Here is a 22,903-nt window from a genome sequence, read left to right as displayed (position 1 = left end):
GTCTGCTGTCTTGGAAAAGAGCGCGGCGTTGATTGGACAGGAGCGCGGCTATCGGCGCACCACATCCGTGGGAGAGCAGTCGAAGGCCTTCTTGAAGCAGCGGTTGAAATAGGAGATATCGTTGAACCCCGATGAAAATGCGATCTCGGCGATGGTCCCGCCTTCGGCGCCGCGTTGCTTCTCGATCAACCGGTCCCTCGCAAGTCGCAGACGGCGATCACGAATGAAGCTCGTGATGGTGGTCCCGACCGTGCTGAAATCCTCTTGCAGGGTCCGCATCGACACACCGAGACGGCCGGCCAGCCATTGCGGCGTCAGGCACTCCGCGGTGAGATGACGGTCGACCAGCGCGCGGGCGAATTCGAGCCGGCCCGAGGCACGCTCCTTCGGACACAAGGGTGCAACGGCGGTATCCGTGGCGAACGCCTGCCGCGTCGCGTGGAGCAGGAGTTGCCGCAATTCGCCCGATCGCTGGTGATTGGCCGGCGTCTGCAACATCTTGGCGACGAGCGCCCGCAGCATGGTCGACATCGGGTCCTCGGCGCCCAGGCGTCGCGATACCTCGAAATCGTTGGGCCTCTCTGCCAGCAGCAATTGCCGCGGCAGATGCACGGAGAGGTGATTGATGAATTGACCGTTGAAATAGAAGTTCGACGGCAGCGAGGAATCGACCAGGATACAGTCACCCGGGGAAATGATGCTCTGTTGCCCCTGCTGCTCGACCCCGCACGTCCCCTCCAACTGGACAAGCAGGAAGAAGAATTCGCCATAGTCGAGGCGGATGTCGCGCTCGTCGCGACGAACGACGCCGATGTCGCCGGCAACCTGGGCGATGTCCATGCCCGCGGCATCACGAACCAGCACGCCGCCGTTGACGAGGTCGCGTTCTTCCCATCCGAATGGATTGAATCGTCCGCAGACGGACTGGAGCTTGTGCCTCCACTCCTCCAACGGAGCTTGACTCCAGACTTGCGGAGTCCAGTTGCTAAACTCCTGGAGCTGCACGCGCTCCTCCCCTGGAAGGGCCGTCTGGCGGCTATTATCTAACATGTTAAGCAGCTCTTCCGAGCTGTCAATGGGCGGTATCCTGCAGGGAACCGCATCTGCGTCCGCCGATGTTGATGCTGATGTCAAGCGAGATAGGCGCTGTGCAGGATCTCGGGCCTGTCGATCAGCTCCTGTGGCTCGCCGGCAAAGCAGATTTTTCCATGCTCCATGACATAGGCTGCATGCGCGATCTTGAGCGCGATGTGCGTGAACTGCTCGATCAGAAGGACGCCGACACCCTGCGCGGCGAGGCCCTGCAGAACCGGGACCAAACGCGCGACCACGACCGGCGCGAGGCCGAATGAGAGCTCGTCGGCGAGCAGATAACGTGGTCGCGCAATGATCGCCTGCGCGAGGGCAACCATCTGCTGTTGTCCACCCGAGAGCGTGCCCGACCTCGCCGGCAGACGGTCGCGCAATTCCGGAAACGTACCGAGCGCGACCTCGAGGGCCGCCTTGAGTTGCGAACGCGCGAGGTGGCTGCCCGCGACCTTGAGGTTATCCTCGACACTCAAATCGTTCAGCACCTGGTGCCCTTCGGGCACCGCGGCGACACCGCCGGCGCGAATGGTCTCCGGCCTGAGGCCGACAATGGACTGGCCGTCCATTGCGATCGAACCGCTGGTCGCCGGCAACACGCCGGCGATGGAGAGAACGAGGCTGCTCTTGCCGGCGCCGTTGGCGCCAAGCAGGGCGGTGATCCTCCCCGGCGAGATCGTGAGATCGATGCCGTGAAGAACGGCCTTGCCGTTGCGCGCGATGTTGAGGTTCTGCACGGCCAGCCCGGCGCTCACGTCGCATCCTCCTCCAGGACCCCGAGATAGGCCGCCCTGACCTTTGGATCCGCAAGCACGTTCGGCGTTGGCCCATAAGCAATTGGTGAGCCAAAATCGAGCACCAGTGTCGCCGTGCAGGTTGCCGAGATCAGATCGACATCGTGGTCGACCAGCAGCACCTGCGCACCGCAATAACCGTGGATCGCCTTGATGACATCGCGCAGGTGCTCGCTCTCATGTTGAGCAAGCCCTGCTCCGGGCTCGTCCATCATGATCAACCGGGGCAGCCCTGCGGTTGCCCGCGCGATCTCCAGCATGCGGCGCTGATAGGCGTTCAGGTCGCGTCCGGGCGTATCGCGCCTGGCGAGAAGACCGACGAAGTCCAACGCCTTGTCGATCAACAGCCGCCGTGGCTGGCCGTCCGTCGGCACGTTGTCGAGCACCGCGGCGACATTGTCGCCGGCAGTCAGATTCTCGACGATCTGCTCGTTCTGAAACGTTCGGCGGAGGCCAAACGCGGCACGCTTGCGAATGGGAACATCCTTCAGGTCCCGCCCATCCACCCGCACACGGCCCTTCGTAGGCTGCACGAATCCGGAAAGCACATTAATCAATGTGGTCTTGCCGGCGCCGTTCGGGCCGACCAGACCGGTGACCGGCTCCGCAAGATTGGCGGTCAAGGCGTTCAAGCCGAGCACACCTCCGAACTGCACCGTCACGTCGTCGATCTCGATCATGACTCGGCCTTCCGCTTGCCACCCACGAGCCGGCGAACTGTTCGGACCAGATCCGCCAATTGGCCGACCACGCCGCGCGGAGCCGTGATCAAGGCGTGCAGCAGGCCGAGACCGAAGATCATTGTCGCGATATTGCCGTCGATCCTGAAGTCGTTCAGTAGCGCCGGAAATGCCCGAAGCAGCAGCCCGGCCACGATCGGACCGAGCCAGGAATAAGCGCCGCCGACGATGGTCAGCGCGAACAACATGATCGACTGACTGGCCGGGAACGCGCTTGCATCAAGCTGTCCCACGCCCCCTGCAAGCAGGCCTCCGGCGATCCCTGCAAGGAAGCCGGACAACGCAAAGGCCCGTACCTTGTAAGCAGTGATGTCGACGCCCCCGGCGAGGGCGCAAACTTCGCTGCGGCGGATCATCGCCCATGCGCGCCCCGGGCGGTCACGGACATGCGCAAGCACGAGCAGGTAGCAAAGCCCGGCGATGACGATGGCGTAGCGCAGATAGGCTTCGTCGTTCTGCGCGAGCAAAGGACGCGCCATCATCATCCGCGTCCCCGTACTCTTGCCGAGGATGCCCGAGCCTCCATCCGGAAAGCCGAACGCGCTGATCAGTACCTGGATTGCACCGGCCATCATCAAGGTAACGATCGCAAGATAAAGACCCCGCATCCGCAGCGCGGGCAGGCCGATGACGAGCCCGACGAGCGCCGCGGCGATCCCGCCGGTCAGCAGCGCGAGCTCGAACGGTACGCCGAGGCCGTGCGATATCCTGAGCGCAAACCAGCCGCCGACGCCTAACAGGCCGTACTGCGCCAGCGAGACCATGCCGAGCTGCGCGAACAGCAGGCTGACGCTCAGGCTGGCAACGGTCAACGCGGTGACCGAAATCAGCGTGCGCAGCCAGTAATCGCTCAGCGCGGCGGGCAGGAAATAAAGCGCCAGGAGCGCGCCGGCACAGACGGCAATCGCGCGGAGCGGCAATCGTGCAGTAGAGATCGGCATGGCTGCCTGCAGGCTTCGGTCGGTCACGTCGGATCACCTGTAGACGAAGGTCACTCGACGCTGCATCCACAGCATGGCGCCGACCGCAAACAGAAACGGGACTGCGGTGCGGAACGGGCCGATCAAGGGAATCGGGGTCAGCAGCGCCTCACAAACTCCGATCGCCAAACCACCCGCGACTGTTGCGGGGAGCGAGACGAAGCGCCCGAACACCGCGGCGGCGATCGCCGGAATGACCGCGAAGGTGAGCGCTTGTCCGCTCAAGCGCTGCAGATCGGCCAGCAACACGCCGCTGACGCCCGCCAGCAGGCCGGAGATCACCCACGCCCAACTGTCGACGCGGAGCACGCGAACCCCGAGCATCGCGCTGAGATCGCGGTTGCTGGCGAGCGCGCGCATCTGCAGGCCCACCCGGCTATAGGCGAGAAACAGCATCACGGCAGTGGTCGCCAGTACGCCAAGGCCGAATGCGATTGCCCGCGTCATCGTGATCCGGACGCCCAGGAGCTCAAAGCTCATCGTATCCGTGGGCAGACGAAGCCGGCGCGGCGCCTCACCCCAGACGTAGCCCATGAAGCCAAGCAGGATGAGCGCAAAGCTGAGCGTGGCCACCGCACGCATGATTGGATCACCGTAGGCCAGCCGGGGCGCGATGACGCGACCATAGAGGAACGAGACAAGCGCTGCTGCCGCGACACCCGCGATCCACGACCAGCCGGGAGGACCTCCGCGCTCGACAATCGACCAGGAGACAAAGGCGGCCAGGGCACCGACGGCGCCCTGGGCGAAATTGACCACGCCCGCCGCCCGATAGAGCACCACGATGCCGACGCCGGAGAGCACGTAGGTTGCCGCCGTCGCGAGGCCCGAGACGAGAAAGGGCGTAAAATCAGGCATGACTGCTTACTTCGCGATGCCGATCGTCTTCTCGTAGGTATGCACATCGTCGAGTTCAGGATCTTCCGACTCGACGCACACCTGCTTTGCCACGAGCTTGCCGTCTTTGACGAACGACACCGGGCCCGCGTGATTGGCGTTGTGACGAGGACCTTCGCCGACGTACCAAGGCGAACACCACATGTCGCTTTCGAACCGCTTGATGCTCCGCAAGGCCTGCGTGACCGATTTCCGGTCGATCTTGGCCGCGTCCATCTTCAGCAGGGTTTCGGCGGTGACGCGCGCCGCCAGATAGCCGGCTTGCGAGAAGGTGTCCCGCGGATCCGAGGCCTGGCCATACTTGTCCATCACCGCAAGCCAGTTCTGCATATCGGGCGTGCCGGCGTCGGCCGCCTTCAGTTCCATGTCGACGGTGACTTTGCCGTCCCAGTATTTTCCGATCGCACGCGGAAAATCCGGATTGTACAGCGAGGCAGGTCCGGTGAAATGCACCTTGTCGGCAAGCCCCTGCTCTTCCGCGGCGGCAAAGATCGGAACGGCCAGGCCCTTGGGCGTACCGACGCTGATGACGTCAGGCTTGAAGGCCATCGCCTCAAGGACGACCGAAGTCGCGTCGAGCGAGCCAGGGTCGAACGTGATGATCTTGCCATCACCGCCTTGCTTCTTGATCCAGGCGACCGCGCCGGAGCAGGACCATTCGCCGAGATTCGGGATGTTCGGTGCGATGCAGACCACGCGCTTGATCTTGCCCGGATAGGTCTGCGCCACATCCATCACGGCCTTGGTATTGCTGACCCGCGGGCCGGCATTGGTCGGCGCGTAGTTCTTCTGGAAGAAGCAATCGCGAGGGACGCCGACCCCCGCAATCACCATGATGTCTTCCTTTTCATAGATGCCCTGGTTAGCACCGCAATCGACGAAGCTCATGTTGCCGACCAGCGCGACCGCCTTCTGATCACGGATCAGCTTTGCCGCGACCTGCGATGACTGCTCGGGATTCCAGCCGTCGTCTTCGAGTTGGTACTTGATCGGACGTCCGTTGACGCCACCATTGGCATTCAGGCATTTGAAATAGGCTGTCGCGGCCAGCCCGGAGGAGCTGAAATTGTCGGGTCCGGTCACGCTGACAATTCCGCCGATCACGATCGGCTCGCCGTTCGCCGCCTTGCCGGTGTTGGCACCGCATTTGGCATCGGCCGCATGGGCCGTGCAGCCGGCACAGCCGAGCAGCGCAGCCATGAAGATTCCCAGGATCGTGTTCCTCAATGTCATGCGTTTCCCCTCATTAGGCCACCCGTCCGACGGCGGCGTTGCACCGGTGCATCTGTTCGCGATCGCGGCGCCGCCTCAAGGGAGGCCGAGCGATCGTCCGACGCTTGTCCGGCGCGATGACACTAGGCGCTGCCCTTTGCCGGCGTCTTGGACTCCAACGCAGCCGGCCTAGGACGCAAACGAGCGAAGCCCCGTCATGGCAAGAAAAAGCGCGGCCCATGTCATGAGCCGCGCCAAGTGGAGGGACTGCCGATCTAGATCGTCGCGCGGGCAACCAGGCTGGTGTCAGCGAATTGCTCGAAGCGAACGACGCGGCCGTCGTTCATGTCCCAGACGTGCACCACGCGTGCCGTCATGGTCTTCCCCGTCTTCCTGTACCGGCCCGAATAGGTCCGGATGCCGACGATCGTTGTCCCGCCGTCGACCAACCTTTCGAGCGAGAACGTATAGTCGATCCACTCTTCGCCGATGCGCTTGAAGACGCCTTCCACAATGGCACCAGCGCCGACATATGTACCCGCGTACGGAAAGCCCGCCATCTCGGTCCAACGAGTTTCGGAAGTGATGGGCGCCATCATGCCCACAACGTCCTTGCGGTCGGACGCCGCGTAATGCGCCTTGATTGCATCGTAGTTCGAGTTCACGCGCCGCGTCCCCCGTCAAACCGGTTGCTTGTTCTCGTCATAGACAGTCCGGGACTTCATCTGGATCAAGGCCCCGGCGGGCTTGTTTTCGATGATGCCCTGGCTGGTCACGCCGAGAAATTTCCCGGTCGAGCGCATGGCATCCCAGTTGTAGAAGAAGATCGATGCCACCGGGATGATGAACTCGCGAAACCCGAACACATACTGGTTGTCATCGAATTTGTATGTGGTGGCCAGATCGACATCACCATGCCCTCGCTGCACGCCGACGATGTTCTGCCAAGCGTAGCGCTGTGAGCTCAGATAGACGTGCTCGTAGACGTGCTGCGGGCTATATTCATAGTGCGCAGTCAATCCGATCAGATCCCTTGTCGGCGCAGGCTCCATACCTGTGGCCGGAACCGTGGGGTCGCCGACGATGCCGGGCGTATAGTCTTGCCTAACGCGCGGCTCGCCAGGCGCTTCACTCGCCGGCCGCACCCGTTCCCGCACCGACAGAACCCGGCGAGTGCTGAGATTGACGATGAAGGCTTCATCTTCATCCGGCCGCCCGGACAGTGTCATGTTGACGAAGAGCACGTCCGGCGCCACGTCGATCGCCTCGTACCAGTCCTGTCCCGATGCGCTCCCCTCCGCCCATTCAACCCGGTCCGCGGAGGTGAAATTCAGTCTGACCGCACGCCCGTTTTGCAGCGTGATATCGAGCGACCTGCCCGCGAGCCTGTCCGTGACCGGCAGGCGATTGGTGGCGATGCCGGCGGCGAAATCATCGAAATGTTTCCAGTCGGCAGGCCGGCTTGCTTGCTCCATTTCAAACTCCCTCCTACTCGACGAACGCCAGCGTCGGCAGATCGACCACGGTGGCGCCGCCATCCACCGTCAGGATCGAGCCGTTCATCGCGCTCGCCTCGTCCGAAGCCAGAAAGCAAACGACGTTGGCAACCTCTTCCGGCGTCGCCGGCCGGCCAAGGGGCACATCCTTGGTCACCAGGCGATAGGCCTCTTCGATCGAGGAAAGACCGTGCTTCTCGACCAGGACCTGCATCTGCTCGTCGGCCATGGCGGTCGCGACCCAGCCTGGGCAGACCGTGTTGGTCCGCACGCCGCTGCGGCCGTAGTCGCGTGCCAGCGACTTGCCGAGGCCGATGCAGGCATGCTTCATGGTCACGTAGCCGGCGGCCTGCGGGCCCGCAAACAGGCCGGCAATCGATGCAACGATTACAATGGCACCCTTTCGCTCGATCAGGTCCGGAAGGGTCTCGCGCGCGCAAACGAACGCCGTATCAAGGTTGAGGCGCGTCGACAGCGCCCACGTCTCGTCGGTCATTGACATAGTCGGGCCGACCCCATGTCCGCCCGCATTCGCGACGAGAATATCCGGCCTGCCGAACTTGCCCCGAATCTCGCTTAGCGCGGCGCGGACCGCTGCGCCATCTGCGGCGTCGGCCTGCACGACGAGACAGCCGGTCTCGTCAGCGAGCTCGCGCAGGGGCTCGCGACGCCGGCCCATGACCGCGACCTTGGCGCCCTCCGAAGCCAGACGCCGCGCAACGGCTGCGCCAATTCCCGTTCCACCACCCGTCACCAGGGCGGTTCGCCCAGCAAATCTCATTGGCACCTCGAGCGCGTCCCAGATCGATATTTTTTCGAACGCCGCGTGACGCGGTCCGGGACAGCGATAAGCCAACCGAGTCGGGTCGTCTTGGACTCGCGCGCAATCGGGCTAGGACGCAGGCGAAGCCACGGCAGTGCCGCGTTCCTATCCTTCGTCGATCAGCTGGTTGAATATGTGGGCGGGATGATGCTGCCATGATCGAGACGCCGAACGCTGATGGAATGTCATCTCATCAGCGGCGGCTACGACTATCTTCTCAGATTCGTTCGTCGCAGCATCTCGCACTACCAAGAGCGGATGGAAAATCTGCTTGAACGCAACGTCGGAATTGAAAAGTATTTCTCCTATATCGTTCTCAAATCGCCGATCGTGAAGCACGCCTTGCCTTTGAAGGTGCTCCACGACCGCGATTCGTGAGCCGATCGCCACAGTCGGCCAGCCGACGGATCGCCTTTTCGTCCAGATTGGACGAGCCCGATGTCATCGGGCATATCCGCAGACCGCTTGGCGACCCGGGAAACGGACAACGACGGAGCGAATTTCACGCTCACCTCAATGAAATCGTGAGCGCGCCAAGATTGGCTGCAAATTCCAGCCCGGCTTTTGGCCCTCTGAGCATGAGCACCACGCCATGTTCGTTTCGCAAGCTTGCTGCGCCCATACCCGCGGCCCATGCGCCGCCTCCCCCAACGAGCGTATAGTTGCCGGCGAAATCGTTGATCTCTCGGATGCCCGAGGCAGTACCTTCCAACCAACTCGTGGAAGCACCCGCGCTTATCCCGAGGCTGAAGCCGGACGCGGTGAACCGATAGTGCCGCCCGCGGAACGTAAGGATGCCGCTTCCCCCGCCGCCACCGACGATCAGAGCGGCCTTCACGAATTTGACCTGAACGTGCCCGCTAGCCTGAGCGAAGGACGGGGAAGAGAAAGCACACGTAAGCAACAACAGCGATAGACAACGCACCGAGAATCTGAACATCGCAAGTGCCCTTCCGTCAAGGATTGCTTGGATCGACCTTCCTCCAGGTGTGATCCGGGTCGAAGAGGATCATGCGCTTGCCGACGAAATCGGTGCGTGAACCGAGATCCTTCTGATAGACCGCACCGGCATGGCTCACCAGGAAGGTCATGACGCCGGAGTTGCCGTATTCGGCGGGATAGGCGACCAATGCGAAGCCGCCGATCATCTTGCCTTTCACCACATAATTGAGCGCCCCGCCGGGAGCGTCCGATCCCTGCGCCTTCAGGATCCGATAATAATAACCGTGGTAAGGCGCGCTTTGCTCTCCAGCCTTGTAGCCTTCGATAGCAGCCCGGGCTGCGAACTCGCCGAGTGGACTTGGGTTATTGTCGTCGCGCCAAAACAAGCCATCCGTCTTGCCGGGACTGCTGACGATACGCTGAGCATAAGCTCCTATTCCCTGACCGCGATCCCTGTCGGCGTATTCTCTTTGAGCATCGACATAGGCAAGGCAGGTCTGGATCGCGTCAAGTTCGTTGCGCCCGATCCGACGATAGAGAACTTCGCGACGGCCTGCCGCAGCGTCGAAGCTCCAGCCATCGCGGCCATTGACGATCGGGATTGGGAACGGGAAGTCGTCCTTGCCGAGGATCAGCGTGGCCTTCTTGTGCTGATCAGCCTTGATCGAATGCGCGGCGTCGTAAGCAGTCAAGAAACGCTGCCGCGCGTCGGCGTCGGCGACGTCATCGCCGGACTCGATAATATCAGCGGCATCACGCCCCAATACCTTTAACATAGCCCTGCTTGTGCCCAATTTGACGGCCGTCGCCAGAGCCGCCGCCGCATCCTCCGGGCTCGCGAAGCCTTGTTGGGCTCGCACGGGCGACAACAGGGCGAGTGCCGTTGCCGCCGCAATGCTGACGGAAGCAAGACGGTTCAGTCGGAACTGCGAGCGGCCTGTCATCGCGATGACTCCGAGGGGGATGGAAGCTTTGCGCCGGCAGAAAGCCAGTCGTCATAGCTGCGGAACTTAAGGCCGAGCTTGTCATAGTAGACCCTCAGATAACCGTCGGCGCCGCGCGTCACAGCCGCCGGCATGATCTGCTCGACCTCCTGCGCCATTACGCCGACATACGCTTTGCTGCTGCCGAGATAACTGAAGCGGTAATAGCCGAGGCCGTTGGCGAGATGCCCAAGCAGTTCGATATCGTGCTTGAGCGCAATGTCCGATCGCCGACCACCCCCGCCGCCGCCACGGAAGCCGCCACCTCCGCCTCCGCCGCGGAAACCGCCGCCGCCGTAGCCTCCGCCACCGCGGGCAGCAAAGTTGGCACCGCCGCTCCGTCCAGCGAGGCTCGCCTGCCCGCGCGCGGACTGCAGAGCGGCTGCGCGCCCCGAAGAGACGTTACCGAGCGCTCCGTCGCGCCGTCCATTGCCGCCTCCACCGCGCGAGGCATTGCGGCTGCGGTCGCTCGTCCTGGCGCGATCGCCGCCGCCCTTGGCCTTGTTGCCAGCACCCGCGCGGTCGCCACCCTTGCCACGATCGGCGGCCCCTGCACGGTCGCCCCCCTTGGCGCGATCACCCGCACGATCTCCGCCACGATCGCCTGCACGATCCCCCGCCCGATCCGCCGCGCGATCTCCACCTGGACGATCAGTCCCCGGGCGATCGCCGCTGGGCTTGAGAACCTGCTGACCATCGCGACCGCGGTAGTTCATTCGATCGCCGGCACCGGCCCGATCATTGCTGCCGCCGAAGCGCTGCTGGACGTTGCTGTTGTTGTATCGGACGCCCTGGCGATGCGCAGGATTGTGTTGCCAGCCATTGCCGGCATTGTTGATCTTGTTGAAATGGTTCACATAGACGTTGCGATTTCCCCAGTTGCAGCCGCCGCCCCAGTAGTTGCCCCAGCGTCCGATCGCCCACCCGGTCCCGAAGGCGAGGCCGGCGGCGATCACGCCGGCGCCGATGTAGGACGGATAGCCGAAGTAATAGGGCGGGTAGTCTGCATAGGGCCAAGCGCCATAGACCGTCGCGGGATCATAATACGGCACGTAGACCGTGTTCGGATCGGTCTGCTCGATCACGATCACCTGCTTGCTCTCCTGGGTCTGGACGCTGACCTTCTGCTGCTTGGTAGTCACCAGCTTGTTGTTGGCCTGTGCCTTGCTGCGAAGCCGCTGGATCGCATCCATAACGTCCGCCTGCTGGGCCAGCACCGCATCGCCCAGGCTCTTGGTCCAATCGATCTTATCGCTCATCATCGAGAGCACGTCCGATGTGCTGGTGAGCGCTCTCACGCTTTCGTCCCAGGCCTGCCTGTCGACTTCCGCCTTGAGCGCGTCCCCTTTGAGGTTCTTGCGCGCGTTCAGCCAGCGGTCGGCCTGGACGACCTCGAGCGGATAAGTCGAAGCCGCCAGGACGTTGGCGAGCAAAGTGTCAGGGTAAAGCGCAATCGGAGCGACCAGCGCTTCGAGCTGCTCGGGCTTCAGCAATTGGTCGGCCTGTGACGGCGTCCCCGATTGCGGCTGGCTGGATGCAGCTGGAGGGTTACCGCCGGTCTGCGCTGTTGCGGCAACCGCCGTCGTCGCCATGAGGACGATCGCGAGCAGAACCCGGCCCAAATGGATCATCGCATCCTCCATCGACATCAATGCCCGTTAACATCAGTCCTGCCAGTCGAGAATCGTTGATCGAGATCAAGGGAAGCGGCACGCGGCGTGTCCGCTTTGGGCACACTCGACTGCTGACAGTCGCTACCGTCAGATTTGGCAGCGGTGATAAGTCACCTCCATTCCATCGATGCCAGGGAACTGCCTCACGATGGTCGTTTCATCCACGGTCTTGATGAAAAACTGAATATTAGACGTCATGACGCCCGACGCGCAACCAACGACCATATTGATCGTCTGACCGTCCTCTTTCCGCGACTTGATTGCACAAGTCTCGAACTTTCCCCTCAGGCGACTTGGTTCCGCGATGAAGCCGCCACCATAGATTCCCGAAAAGTTTGCGAACGCAACCTGGCTTGCTCGACCTTTGCGCGCGAATACCTTGCTGCATTGATCAGCGCTCGTGGCCCAAGCGCCCGTCAGGTCATATGCTTGCGCGCAATCGCCGCAGGCCACGAGCACGGCAACAATCGCGCATGTCCTGCCATACGGCTTCATCCGATGTCTCCTCTCAATGTCACTGTCTCAGTGACCGCTAAGAACCAGCGTCTTGATCGGGAGCAGCAACGCCTGAATCCGCAGCAGCAACGCATGCACGAGTCCGACTCCATCGACCACATGCAGCGCAATGGCTCGGCCCGTACTCGTATCTTTCGACGTTATGGTCTCATGGTTGCTGGTATAGGCGTTGACGATACAGCTGCTGCCAGGTGTCACCCCGTCCAGACCGCCCTTGTAAAGCGGCTCCAGGAGCGCGAGAATTGTACCCGGCTTCACAGCATTCTGTGCTTCGAGCAACTGATCTCCGCCGCGAAACTGTCCGGCGGCGATATAGTCCTGAACGGATGTCACCACCATTGGGATGATGACCCATGGCTTTGAGATGCAGGTGGCTTCGGCCACCATGCCGTCCTTGATGACTTGGGCCTCGATCTGGCCGAATCCAGCTTGCAACTTTTCTTGACCGGCTCCTTCCGGAATAAGCACGCCCGCCGGACGCATCAGCTGGTTCACTACGTCGCCCACTCGGAGTACGAACTGCTCGACCCGGCCGTCGACGCCGGCTCGCACAACGGTCTTGTCGAGATCGACCTGCGACTGGTTGAGCGCAGCCTGCGCACTTGCCTTTTCAGCCGGAAGCAACGTTGAAACCCGCAGATCAGCGGATTGCCTTGAGGCGGCCGCGGCATCGACGCCGGCCTGCCGCTGGTTTACCAGCACCTGCAGCTTCTCGATGTCGCGCTGCGGCACGATTCCCGGGTTGCGGCGCTGCAGCTCGCTTTTGACGTCGAGCTCGTCCCTTGCCTGCTGCAGATTGCTCTTCGCTTCCTGGACCTGCGCCTCGGCCTTCACGACGTCCGCCTCGGCCGCGATCAGTGATGCATCGACCTCAGCGATCTTTCGCTTGGCAGTTTCGAGCGCTGCGTGTTGCTTCGAGCTGTCCAGCCTGAACAGCACGTCGCCCTTTTTCACCGGCTGGCTGAAGCCGATATCAACTTCCGCAACTCGGCCAGAGCCTTCCGGAAGGATCGGCACGGTGCGAAAATAGAGCGTCGCATTGGTGGTCGCCGGATGGAAATAGAAGATCAAAGTGATCAGGGAGACGGTCAGCATCAGGCAGCCAGTGATCCCCCACCTGAGCTCATACCAGACGGAGTAGAACGTGATCTCTTTGCCGAATCGCTTGCCCTGCACATAGCGGCGAAAGAGATAGTCGGGCAGGATCGTCACGAGGGAGCAAATGATGATCTCAAGCATTGTGATGCTCCCTCAGCACAGGTTCGGCCTTTGACGGGTCCAAGACCGCCTCACCGTTTACCCGCCCCGTTTCATCGCCGGAATCCCGATCGGCAATCTTTTCTACCGAATCGGCGATGCTTCGCAGCGGCGTGCCAAAATCGGGAATATCGATCAGGGCCAATAGAAGACCTGCCACCCAGAAGGCGTGAATGTGCGTAAACAGCGAGATTAGGCCGAGCACCGCGACGATCTCGAACTGCAGCTTCTGCGACTTGTGCGCCATACGCTCAGGCAGGCTGTGCAGACGCCAGTAGAGGGTACCGACCCAAAACACCGCACCGACCAAAAAGAGGCCCATCACCACCATGAGCGTGTCAACCTCGCTTCCGGAGGCCAGATAGAACGGCAAATGGTGCGGTGCCATCGGGTGAAGCTGTTCGCTCAATGATCTCTCCCAGGACGGGAGGCCCCGCATGCGCAGGACCCCGGCGGCACTGTGAGCAGCCCGGTCGGACCGACGCTTGATTTGAATCAAGGGAATGCGCCCTGTCCGACCTAGCCTTGGCGCGAGCAAGGATATCCCCAGGAGCGACGAGCCATGGCCCAACTTGACGATCTGATCCCGAGTGCAACGCAAATCCGCAAGGAGGCCGCCCTCAAGGAGGCTGAAAAGGTCGACGAATACGCCCGGCTTGCAGCGGCCGCGGAGGCAGAAAAGAGGGCGCTGATCGAGCGTCTCAGCAAGCCGTCCGGCAAGACGGAAGAGGAAAAGATCCAGCTGGCGGCGAACATCATCCAACGCGCGGTCCGGAACGGGCTGACTGAAGTTGAAGTATATCGCTTTCCCAATTCGCTCTGCACCGACAAGGGACGTGCGATCAATCAACGCGAGGCGGGCTGGGAGAAAACATTGACTGGCATCCCCAAGGAAATTTTTCAGCTCTGGTCCGACTACCTCAAGCCGCGCGGCTATCGCATCGGCTATCAGGTGATCGACTTCTCGAGCGGCGTGCCGGGAGATATCGGTATCACGATTTCCTGGGGCGACTGATCTAGCCATCATCACAACCGGATATGGAAGAGGCCGGCATGGCAAAGGATGGCGCCCGGGCGACGATGAAACGAAAACCTTACGAAAAGGAGCTGGAGAAGCTGCAGGTCGAACTCTGCCAACTTCAGGAATGGGTCAGGGCGAGCGGGGCCCGTGTCATCATCCTGTTTGAAGGTCGGGACGCGGCAGGCAAAGGCGGGACGATCAAGGCAATGACGGAGAAAGTCAGCCCGCGGGTATTTCGCGTAACCGCCCTTCCCGCTCCGTCCGATCGCGAGAAGACGCAGCTATTCCTGCAGCGCTACATGCAGCATTTTCCGGCCGCAGGCGAAATCGTGATCTTCGATCGAAGCTGGTACAATCGCGCCGGCGTCGAGTTCGTAATGGGATTCTGCACGCCAGCGGAGCATCATCGTTTCCTGTCCCTCTGCCCGGAGATCGAGAAGTACATCGTTGAGGGCGGTATCATCCTGATCAAGCTCTGGCTTGAAGTCGGGATGGACGAGCAGGAGCGCCGCTTCAACGCGCGTATCGACGATCCCCTGCGGCAATGGAAGCTGAGCCCGATGGATTTGGAATCCTACCGTCGCTGGTACGACTATTCACGGGCACGCGACCTCATGTTCAAGGCGACCAATGTAAAACACGCGCCATGGACCATCATTCGTTCCGACGACAAGCGGCGCGCACGGTTGAATTGCATCTCCCATATCCTGAAAGCAATTCCCTACAAACGGATCAAGAAGGACAAGGTCAAGTTGCCGAAGCGGTCCGACAAAGGGCGCTACAATGATCAGGCCAGCTTGCGTGGAATGAGCTTTGTAGCTCAGCAATATTGACCAGAAGAGGGCCGCAAATCGGCGGCCCTGCTCCTGAGATTGCTTCCCAGCTATTTCAGACGGATCGTCACCCCGCCAACGGCCGCTGACAGCTCGGCTCCGACTTTCGGTCCGCTGAGCTGGAGAATCACACCATTGGCGTTCTGCAGCTGGACACCCCCAGCACCAGCCGCAAGCGCACCACCGGCGCCCGCAGCACCGTAGCTTCCCTCGATCGATCCCGGCCCCCGCAGATTGATGGCTCTGCCCACAAGCTTCGTGGTGGAAGCACCGATCGTGAAGCCTACGCTCATGCCGGAAACGGTGAAGGGATAATGCTTGCCTCTGAGGGTCAGCACGCCCTCGCCACCGCCAACTCCGACAATCAGGCCGCCCTTGGTGAAGATCACGGCAACATGACCGGTCTCTGCTCGGGCCGCGGTGCTAAAAGCTGCAAGACCCGTGAGCAGCATCACGAGAACTGTACGTCTGGCAATTTTTCCCATTTCCGTTTCCCTCGATCAATAATCTTGGACTATTGCGCCAATAGCATCGCGAAGTAGCCGAACACAGTGAGCAGGATACCCGAGACGGCGTAGCCGACAGGAAAACCAATCCAGGGCACCGAGCTCTGGATTTCGACCGCAGCCTCCCGGCAAGGGCCGGAATGCGACCGCGCCCCGGCCACGCCGCCCATCAGTACAGCCGGGTTGATCTTGAAGATGTGATAGCCGATCGCCCAGACGATAAATGGCGGCACCGTGCAGGCGATGAAGCCCGCAACAAATATCTTCAGCGCGACCGCGCCCGTGAGTTGCGCGAGCAGCCCGGCACCGGCATTGACGCCGACGATCGCCACAAAGACAACGAGGCCGAGATCCTCCAGCACGTTGCGCGCCGCATTCGGCGTGTTGCCGAAAAAGCGTAGCCTTGACACGATCGAGGAGACGATCACTCCCGATAGCAGCAGGCCGCCGGCATTGCCGAGCCCAACCTTCGCGCCGAAGGCCGGAAATTCGATCATGCCGATCAGGAACCCGACAATCATGCCCACGGCGAGCGTCAGCAGGTCGGTCGACGTATTCGTCCGCGCGATACGTCCCCACATCTCCCCGAGCTCATTGACGGCCGACTTCAGTCCGACCACCGAGACGATATCCATCCGTTGCAACTCGGTCTTCAAACCAGCGGGGATTTGCACGCCTCCCCGCTCAACCTTGGTGACCTGCAATTGACCCGCAATCGCTTCGCCGCGGAAAGACTCGAAGGTCCGTCCGACAACATCCTTGTTGGTAACCAGGATATCGGCCTGGTCCATCGGGATGCCGAGAGCCTTGGGGTCCGCAACCTCGGGGCCAATCAGGCCCATCTTTTCCGTGAGATGCTCGGTCGAGCCGCCGAGCGCGATGATGTCGCCCTTCTGCAGCACGAAGTCAGGATCGGCGCCCTGTGGCTCACCGCCGCGCGAGACGTTGACGATTCGATATTCTGGATTGCTCTTGCGGAAGCCGGCGATGCTTACGCCAAACTGCGCCGGATTTTCCAGGCGATACGCGCGCAGACCGAACTGGCGAAAGCCGGTGAGACCGCCGCCCTCGAGGTCCTTGACCCCGAATTCCTGCTCGTACTGCTTGGCCGCGGCCCTGGCATCGACGCCCCACCAGCGTGGCAGATATTTGCAGATCAGGATGATTCCGACGGTACCCCAGATGTAGGTGATGCCATAGGACAATGCGATCATGCCCGACGCATCCTCGGGCTTCATGCCCGCGGGCAGCTTGACCACGCCCGAGGTGATAGCCTGTTCGGCTGAACCGATCGCGGCCGACATCGTCTGCGAGCCCGCCAGCATGCCGCCGGCCGCGCCGATCGGAAGCGCGAACAGCTTCGCAAACACGACGACAAGAGCGAGCCCCAGCACGCTCGACACCACGGCCAGGATGCAAAACTTGAGACCATCCCCCTTCAGGCTGTTGATGAAGGAGGGGCCGACGCGCAGACCGACACCGTACATGAACAGATAGTAGAACAAGCTCTTGGCGAAGTTGTTGAGCTCGAGCTTCACGCCGTAGGTTGAGGCCCACACCGAGAGGCCCGCACCGACCACGATGGCGCCCGCAACCATGCCGAGCCCGTACCCCTTTATACTGGCCCTGCCGATCCACACTGCCAGACCGACGACGAAGAACAGCAGCAGATATGGATTCTGCTGCAGAAACGTGAATAGGCCCTGCATGTTCGCCCCCTCTAGGATGCGGCCTTCAGCTTCGGAGCAGCCGCAGGCCTGGGCTTGCCGATCTTCGCCAAGGCTTCGGTGCGAACGAGCTTCAACCCTTCCTTGGCGTCATAGCCATGGATCTCCTTCACATCGAGCTTGCGCATGAAGTCGATGGTTTCCTGAGTAATCACCTGACCGGGCACCATGATCGGAAAACCCGGTGGATACGGAATGACGAAATTGGCGGAGACGAGTTCAGGACCCGCCTTCAGGCGACGATCAATTTCGGGATCGGAGAGGCGGATGAACTCGCAACCCACGGCATCATACGCAGCATAGAAGCCAGTCCGGATGTCACCCTCATTGGTCTTCGACCCGGCGTCGCCTCGGAAGCTTGGATGGAAATGCGAGAAGTTAGGCAGGTTGGGCACATCCTGCATCAGACTCTTCACCCGCGTCTCGAAGGTCTTTTTGGCGTTCGCACCGCCCTGCGCCAGGCCGCGATCGACTTCGCTGGCGATTTCAGACAGCACGCGTATCAAATGCGCGACGTCGCTGCGGGTGTTGTTGATGTTCGATTGCAGCAGCACGGAGTTGCGCGACGTCTTGTTGACCTGGATGCCGTACTGGCTCGCCAGAATCCCCTTGAACTGCGTCCCGTCAAAGCCCGCGGTACCGCAGACCAGGGTCATGCGGGTCGGATCGAGGCAGAACTCATCGTCCTGCAGGCTCTTCAGCGCTAATGCCCAGTTGGCGCCGGGCGCGAGATAGTCGACAAACCCGGTTTGCCGATAGGCAGCCGGCACCATTGCCGACGCATCAAGTATGCGGAAGTATTTCGAGATCAGCGGGTTGTTGTTAACTGCCTGCCGGATCGCGAGCGCGATCTCCATCGCATTCGCCACGAGGCCATACCCTTCCAACTCCATCTGCCGGCGGGCGACATCGAGGCTGGCGATGAGCTGCTGATTTGGGCTGGTCGAGGCATGCGTGAAGACAGCCTCCTTGAACTGCTGCTCAACCGTGTGAAATTCGACATCCTTGACGAACAGCATCGAACCCTGCCGGATCGCCGACATCGATTTGTGAGTCGAGTTGGTCTGATAGACGCGCAGCCGGATTTGCCTGGGGTCCGGGATCAGGCGGGTCTTGAGCAGCAGGTCATCGGAGGGATTCTTGCCGAGTTCAGCTCGCTGCTTCTCATAGCTCGCAATCGACTTCGGATCGTGCATCCACGCTTCGATGTCGTTGGCGGCGCCCATCGCAGTGCGAGGACGAAGAAATGGCGAAAAGCGTGCAAAGCCGAACCAAGCCTCGTCCCACAGGAAGATCAGATCCGGCTTGATCGCGAGGCATTCCTCCATCACCCGACGAGTGTTGTAGATGTGGCCGTCGAAGGTGCAATTGGTGAGGTCGACCATCTTCACTCGATTGAGCCGGCCGTCGGCCCTGGCATTCAACAGCGCCTGCTTAATGGTCTTTAGCGGGACTGCGCCATACATCGAGTATTCCGTCATCGGAAACGCCTCGACATAAAGCGGCTGGGCACCGGCCAGAACCATCCCGTAGTGATGCGACTTGTGGCAGTTCCGGTCCACGATCGCGATGTCTCCCGGCGACAACAGCGCCTGGACCGCCATCTTGTTCGAGGTCGACGTACCATTGGTGACAAAGAAGACCCGATCGGCGCCGAACGCCCGCGCTGCCTTGTCTTGGGCGCTCTTGATGTTGCCGGTCGGCTCCAGAAGGCTGTCGAGGCCTCCCGTGGTCGCGCTACTCTCCGCCAGGAACAGGTTCGGGCCATAGAATTCGCCCATGTCGCGAATCCAGTCTGACTTGAAGATAGATTTGCCCCGGGCGATCGGCAGTGCATGGAAAGTGCCGATCGGACGTTGCGCGTATTTCTTGAGATTATCGAAAAACGGAGTGTCGTAACGATCCTGAATACCCTCAAGGATCGAAAGATGCAGTTCCAGAATCTCCTCCACCGAATAGAAGATACGACGAGCCACATTGGCTTCCGGATTGCCAGCCATCTCCTCGACGTCGCGATTAGACATGAGGTAGATGTCGAGCTCGGGACGGATCCGCTTGAGGATCTGTGCGAGCTTCAGCGCCGAAACATCGGACGCCTCGTGTTCGCCCATCGCGTTCGTGAAGCTGCGCAGAATCGGCGCATTGTGACGCGATCGCAATGCAAAGCCTTCGTTGATCACGACAGCCGCCAGATCGGCATTGAGCAGCGCCGCGCAGAACGCATCTTCGAGACTACCAACGATGACCGGCTCATAGACAAAGGCATCGATCGGGCGCCGCAGGTTCCGCCATTCTGTCGCAAGCGCCGGCCAGTTATTCGACGGCACGCCGGTGACGATCAATGTTTCGAAGTAGGGACGATGCGCTTCCTTGTGTCCGAAGGTCGGCGGCAACAAGTCAGGGATATCGCCGTTGCCCTCGTCATGCAGATTCCAGTCCCCGGCATGCTGACGAAAAGATTTCGTCGTCAAGGCCTGTGCAATCCTCATGGCGAGTGAAACTGAGGTCGCGGCGTCACCGGCCGAAGCCGCTTCCCGCAACGCGGACATCAACTGGAGGCCCGGATAGCCGTGGAATTCCTCTGTCACCGATAATTCGGCGAGCGCCGCATCGTACCCTGTGCGATTCTGATCGCGCGCCCACGCCTTCGCGGCTTCCACCAGGTCACGCCAACTATCCGCTCTTGCTCCAGGGCCGGAGAAGAACTGATCGATGCGCTTTTGTGCAGGAATTGCGTCCTTGGACATGGGTGTCTCCCGATCTTCTGGGCCTTGCCAGCGATGATGGCCGATCCTGAAGTGGCCCCGAAGCCCACCATTGATCCAAATCAACAGTCGTGCAGGAGATGCAGGTGAACGAGTTTTGTCCCGCCCGCACTTCCATGGCGATGCAAAATGACGACTGGACGTCAGCGAGATGTCTGATCGGAATTAGATTGAACGCTGCCAAGAACGCCGTCGAGCGTGCGCAGCCATTGGCTGCTGTCGATCTTTTCGGCCAAGCCTTCCGCCCGAAGGAGGTCACGCAACTGGGCGTGCGCACCGACAATCGACAACGATATCCGACGAGAGACGAGCTCGTCGTAGAGATCGTGCAACATTCGCGTGCCGGCCAGATCGATGTAGGGTGATGCTGACAGGTCGCAGATCACCAGGCGAATGTCTGGCGAGTTGCGGACTGCGCTCAAGACGGTCTCGAGAACCCCTTCGGCATTGATATAGAGGAGCGACGCTTCGGGACGGAAGGCGATAACGCCGGCCAGCGGTTCGACTCCCTCATGCCGGGCGCGATCGGAATAGCGACCGCTTCCGGGCAAGCGGCCGAGGAACGCGACGTTGGGATTCGACGCACGCGCCAGCAACAGGAAGATCGACGCAATCGACGCCAGTAGGACGCCTTGCAGGATGCCAAGAAGCAGGACCGCAATCAGCGCAATCGATGCGGCATAGAAATCAATCCGGCTGATCCGCCACATCCGCAGCAGCGCACGAATGTCCACCAGTCTATAGACTGCGGCAAAAACAATCGCCGCGAGCACTGCCTTGGGCAAGTTGGTCAGCAGCCCTGCAAAAAACAGCAAGCACAGCGCGAGCGTCAGGGAGCAGACGATGAGCGCCAGTGGAGTTCGCGCGCCCGCGCTATCATTGACGGCGGATTGAGAAAGGCCGCCCGCGACCGGATAGCCATGACCGAAAGCCGTGGCCAGATTTGCGAACCCCAGGCCCAAAAATTCCTGCCGGACGTCAAGGCCATAGCCGTGCTTGGCAGCAAAGCTTCTGGCTGCCGAGACGCCTTCGATATACGCGAGCAGGACGCAGCCCGCCGCGAGCGGAAACAGATCGTCGAACTCGAGAAGGCCAAACGTCGGCCAACCCAATGCAGGCAGTCCTTCCGGAATTCTTCCGGTGACCGGAACTCCAAGCGACGAAAGACCCAAGAGGGTGGCTAGGGCAATGGACAGGGCCACGACGGCGATGCCGACCGGCTTCCCCGGTAAGAGCCGTTCGCCAAGCAAGAGCAGCAACAACGCGACCGCGCCGACCGACAGCACCGACAGGTTGATGTCACCGAACTGACCGGCGAGCTTCACGATGCGATCGAAGAAATTATGGCCGCCACCGGCAACGCCGAGAAGGCTCGGCAGCTGGCTCATCATGATGGTTAGCCCGGCACCGGCCTTGAAGCCGACCAGAATGCTGTCGCTGACGAGCCGGACCAGAACGCTCAATTTAAACAGCCATGCCACGAAGCACAACACAGCCACCGCACAGGCCGAGAGGCTGGCAATTTGCGCGTATAGGACGGCGTCCCCGCCAGCAAGCGCGCCGACTGTCGCGGCGATCATCAAGGAGATCGCGGAAGTCGGACCGACGGCGAGCTGCCGCGACGTGCCAAACGCGGCGTAGCCGAGCCCGCCAAGCATGTAGCCATAGATGCCGACTTGTGGAGCCAGACCAGCCATTGCCGCGTAAGCGAGCGAAACCGGAATTGCATAGGCAGCCAGCGTCACACCGGCGATCGCATCCGACGCGAGCCACTCGCGACGGTAGGCGCCAAGCCAAGTCCCGAACGGAAGAAGCCGCGTCCAGTTCGCGCGCGGCTCGGATCGTTCATTCATTTCTGCAACTCGAACGCCTGGCTTCACAACGCAGCAGCACAACCAACAGAGCTGTGACGGGTATCCCCAACGTCAGATCTGGAATCATCCTGGTTGCGAAGGCACCGGCCGCGGCACCTAGACCGAACAGAACGCAGACCGCAGCAAAAATGCCTGAGCGGCGCACAGATGCGGACGGATCTGCTCGCGAGACGACCGCGTAGACGTTCTCGATCGCCTGGCGCAGGTTACCGGTGATCATCACCGTGCTGTAGGACGCTCCTTCGATCTTGGTAAACATGGCTGCCTGGATTGCCGCAACGAAGGAGACGCCCAGGGTGCCGGCGATATCCGGCATACGATTGTGGAGGATGCCAATGGCGATCAGCACGACGAGCTCCATCAACGTAGCGATGGCCCTCGCCCGTCCACTGGCCGTCCCCCGAAGCAACGACGCAATTGCGACGCCAGCTACAAAGGCCAGCATCGGCGGGACGAACTCCATCGCCCTGGTCCATTCACCCGCGGTCCCATAGACCCAGAGAAAGATCAGGTTCGCCGTCTGTGCATTGGCCATCACACCATGAACCACCCAAGTATAGGCGTCGATATAACCGCCGACAAACGCAAGCAGGAGTGCGACTAGCACCGTTTCTTCGCCTCGTAGCGGTGGGCGAACGGCAATATCGAATGAGCTCATGCCCACGACTTCGCTGACTTGGCTTCGGCTCAGGGAAGATGCTCAGGCCAGGAAAGCGTTGATCTGAATCAAGCCTTGGGCGGACCTTGAAGAATTATATCCTTCAAAGATCACGCCCCG

Annotated in this window: 22 protein-coding genes and 1 pseudogene; 3 read left to right on the top strand and 20 right to left on the bottom strand. The window is 61.3% G+C overall.

Annotated features, from left to right (window positions below):
• Window positions 1-48: 48 nt before the first annotated feature.
• The 9 genes from CK489_RS18570 to CK489_RS18530 form a co-directional block, all read right to left on the bottom strand.
• Window positions 49-1,134, bottom strand: coding sequence for a helix-turn-helix domain-containing protein (locus CK489_RS18570; RefSeq protein WP_245350416.1), 1,086 nt, complete (start codon window positions 1,132-1,134; stop codon window positions 49-51).
• A complete protein-coding gene (locus CK489_RS18565; protein ID WP_095733233.1) occupies window positions 1,131-1,841 on the bottom strand; it encodes an ABC transporter ATP-binding protein in 711 nt (236 codons plus the stop codon). Before CK489_RS18565 ends, CK489_RS18570 begins: the two co-directional genes overlap by 4 nt.
• Window positions 1,838-2,560 carry an ABC transporter ATP-binding protein gene (locus CK489_RS18560; protein ID WP_095733232.1) on the bottom strand — a complete coding sequence of 241 codons (723 nt, stop codon included), beginning with the start codon at window positions 2,558-2,560 and terminating at the stop codon, window positions 1,838-1,840. Before CK489_RS18560 ends, CK489_RS18565 begins: the two co-directional genes overlap by 4 nt.
• Window positions 2,557-3,540, bottom strand: a complete 984-nt coding sequence (locus CK489_RS18555; RefSeq protein ID WP_158226468.1) for a branched-chain amino acid ABC transporter permease — start codon at window positions 3,538-3,540, stop codon at window positions 2,557-2,559. Before CK489_RS18555 ends, CK489_RS18560 begins: the two co-directional genes overlap by 4 nt.
• 54 nt (window positions 3,541-3,594) lie before the next feature.
• Window positions 3,595-4,458, bottom strand: a complete 864-nt coding sequence (locus tag CK489_RS18550; RefSeq protein WP_095733230.1) for a branched-chain amino acid ABC transporter permease — start codon at window positions 4,456-4,458, stop codon at window positions 3,595-3,597.
• A gap of 6 nt (window positions 4,459-4,464) precedes the next feature.
• A complete protein-coding gene (locus CK489_RS18545; protein ID WP_095733229.1) occupies window positions 4,465-5,730 on the bottom strand; it encodes an ABC transporter substrate-binding protein in 1,266 nt (421 codons plus the stop codon).
• A gap of 254 nt (window positions 5,731-5,984) precedes the next feature.
• Window positions 5,985-6,374, bottom strand: a complete 390-nt coding sequence (locus CK489_RS18540; RefSeq protein WP_095733228.1) for a nuclear transport factor 2 family protein — start codon at window positions 6,372-6,374, stop codon at window positions 5,985-5,987.
• Window positions 6,375-6,389: 15 nt separating this feature from the next.
• Entirely contained in the window at window positions 6,390-7,184 is a 795-nt protein-coding gene (locus tag CK489_RS18535; RefSeq protein WP_095733227.1) for a MoaF C-terminal domain-containing protein, read from the bottom strand.
• Between the two features lie 13 nt (window positions 7,185-7,197).
• Window positions 7,198-7,986 carry an SDR family NAD(P)-dependent oxidoreductase gene (locus tag CK489_RS18530; protein ID WP_095733226.1) on the bottom strand — a complete coding sequence of 263 codons (789 nt, stop codon included), beginning with the start codon at window positions 7,984-7,986 and terminating at the stop codon, window positions 7,198-7,200.
• 216 nt (window positions 7,987-8,202) lie between these two features.
• Between CK489_RS18530 and CK489_RS18525 the strand changes: the two are divergent.
• Window positions 8,203-8,406: pseudogene (locus tag CK489_RS18525) on the top strand (Lrp/AsnC ligand binding domain-containing protein); the annotation flags it as partial.
• Between the two features lie 130 nt (window positions 8,407-8,536).
• Here CK489_RS18525 and CK489_RS18520 read toward each other — a convergent pair.
• The 6 genes from CK489_RS18520 to CK489_RS18495 form a co-directional block, all read right to left on the bottom strand.
• Window positions 8,537-8,866 (bottom strand): hypothetical protein, encoded by a 330-nt coding sequence (locus tag CK489_RS18520; RefSeq protein WP_245350415.1) that lies wholly within the window; start codon window positions 8,864-8,866, stop codon window positions 8,537-8,539.
• A 118-nt stretch (window positions 8,867-8,984) separates the two neighbouring features.
• Entirely contained in the window at window positions 8,985-9,914 is a 930-nt protein-coding gene (locus CK489_RS18515; RefSeq protein ID WP_095733223.1) for a DUF2950 domain-containing protein, read from the bottom strand.
• The gene (locus CK489_RS18510) at window positions 9,911-11,584 is read right to left on the bottom strand and encodes a DUF3300 domain-containing protein (protein ID WP_095733704.1); all 1,674 of its coding nucleotides are present in this window, start codon (window positions 11,582-11,584) and stop codon (window positions 9,911-9,913) included. The genes CK489_RS18515 and CK489_RS18510 overlap by 4 nt, the downstream gene beginning before the upstream one ends.
• Before the next feature lie 129 nt (window positions 11,585-11,713).
• Window positions 11,714-12,121: a hypothetical protein gene (locus CK489_RS18505; RefSeq protein WP_245350414.1), complete on the bottom strand. Its 408-nt coding sequence runs from the start codon at window positions 12,119-12,121 to the stop codon at window positions 11,714-11,716.
• A gap of 27 nt (window positions 12,122-12,148) precedes the next feature.
• Window positions 12,149-13,381 carry an HlyD family secretion protein gene (locus CK489_RS18500; RefSeq protein WP_095733222.1) on the bottom strand — a complete coding sequence of 411 codons (1,233 nt, stop codon included), beginning with the start codon at window positions 13,379-13,381 and terminating at the stop codon, window positions 12,149-12,151.
• On the bottom strand, window positions 13,374-13,787 hold the full coding sequence (locus CK489_RS18495) for a hypothetical protein (protein WP_050627732.1): 414 nt from the start codon (window positions 13,785-13,787) through the stop codon (window positions 13,374-13,376). The genes CK489_RS18500 and CK489_RS18495 overlap by 8 nt, the downstream gene beginning before the upstream one ends.
• Before the next feature lie 174 nt (window positions 13,788-13,961).
• Here CK489_RS18495 and CK489_RS18490 point away from each other — a divergent pair, with 174 nt between their 5' ends.
• Complete coding sequence (locus CK489_RS18490) at window positions 13,962-14,414, top strand: hypothetical protein (RefSeq protein WP_050627733.1); 453 nt, start codon at window positions 13,962-13,964, stop codon at window positions 14,412-14,414.
• Between the two features lie 38 nt (window positions 14,415-14,452).
• A complete protein-coding gene (gene ppk2, locus CK489_RS18485) occupies window positions 14,453-15,253 on the top strand; it encodes a polyphosphate kinase 2 (RefSeq protein WP_050627788.1) in 801 nt (266 codons plus the stop codon).
• Window positions 15,254-15,303: 50 nt separating this feature from the next.
• On the opposite strand, the gene CK489_RS18480 is transcribed toward ppk2, so the two are convergent.
• The 5 genes from CK489_RS18480 to CK489_RS18460 form a co-directional block, all read right to left on the bottom strand.
• Window positions 15,304-15,738 (bottom strand): hypothetical protein, encoded by a 435-nt coding sequence (locus tag CK489_RS18480; protein ID WP_050627734.1) that lies wholly within the window; start codon window positions 15,736-15,738, stop codon window positions 15,304-15,306.
• A 29-nt stretch (window positions 15,739-15,767) separates the two neighbouring features.
• Window positions 15,768-17,468 carry an aspartate:alanine exchanger family transporter gene (locus CK489_RS18475; protein WP_095733221.1) on the bottom strand — a complete coding sequence of 567 codons (1,701 nt, stop codon included), beginning with the start codon at window positions 17,466-17,468 and terminating at the stop codon, window positions 15,768-15,770.
• An 11-nt stretch (window positions 17,469-17,479) separates the two neighbouring features.
• A complete protein-coding gene (locus tag CK489_RS18470; protein WP_095733220.1) occupies window positions 17,480-20,233 on the bottom strand; it encodes an aminotransferase class I/II-fold pyridoxal phosphate-dependent enzyme in 2,754 nt (917 codons plus the stop codon).
• Window positions 20,234-20,394: 161 nt separating this feature from the next.
• Window positions 20,395-22,104: a SulP family inorganic anion transporter gene (locus CK489_RS18465; protein ID WP_095733219.1), complete on the bottom strand. Its 1,710-nt coding sequence runs from the start codon at window positions 22,102-22,104 to the stop codon at window positions 20,395-20,397.
• Window positions 22,097-22,783: a YoaK family protein gene (locus CK489_RS18460; protein ID WP_095733702.1), complete on the bottom strand. Its 687-nt coding sequence runs from the start codon at window positions 22,781-22,783 to the stop codon at window positions 22,097-22,099. The genes CK489_RS18465 and CK489_RS18460 overlap by 8 nt, the downstream gene beginning before the upstream one ends.
• Window positions 22,784-22,903 lie beyond the last annotated feature (120 nt).

It is taken from the genome of Bradyrhizobium sp. UFLA03-84 (assembly GCF_002289535.1).
Classification (GTDB): domain Bacteria; phylum Pseudomonadota; class Alphaproteobacteria; order Rhizobiales; family Xanthobacteraceae; genus Bradyrhizobium; species Bradyrhizobium viridifuturi.
Note: the sequence above shows the minus strand (reverse complement) of the source record. Positions and strands in the feature narration are given on the sequence as shown.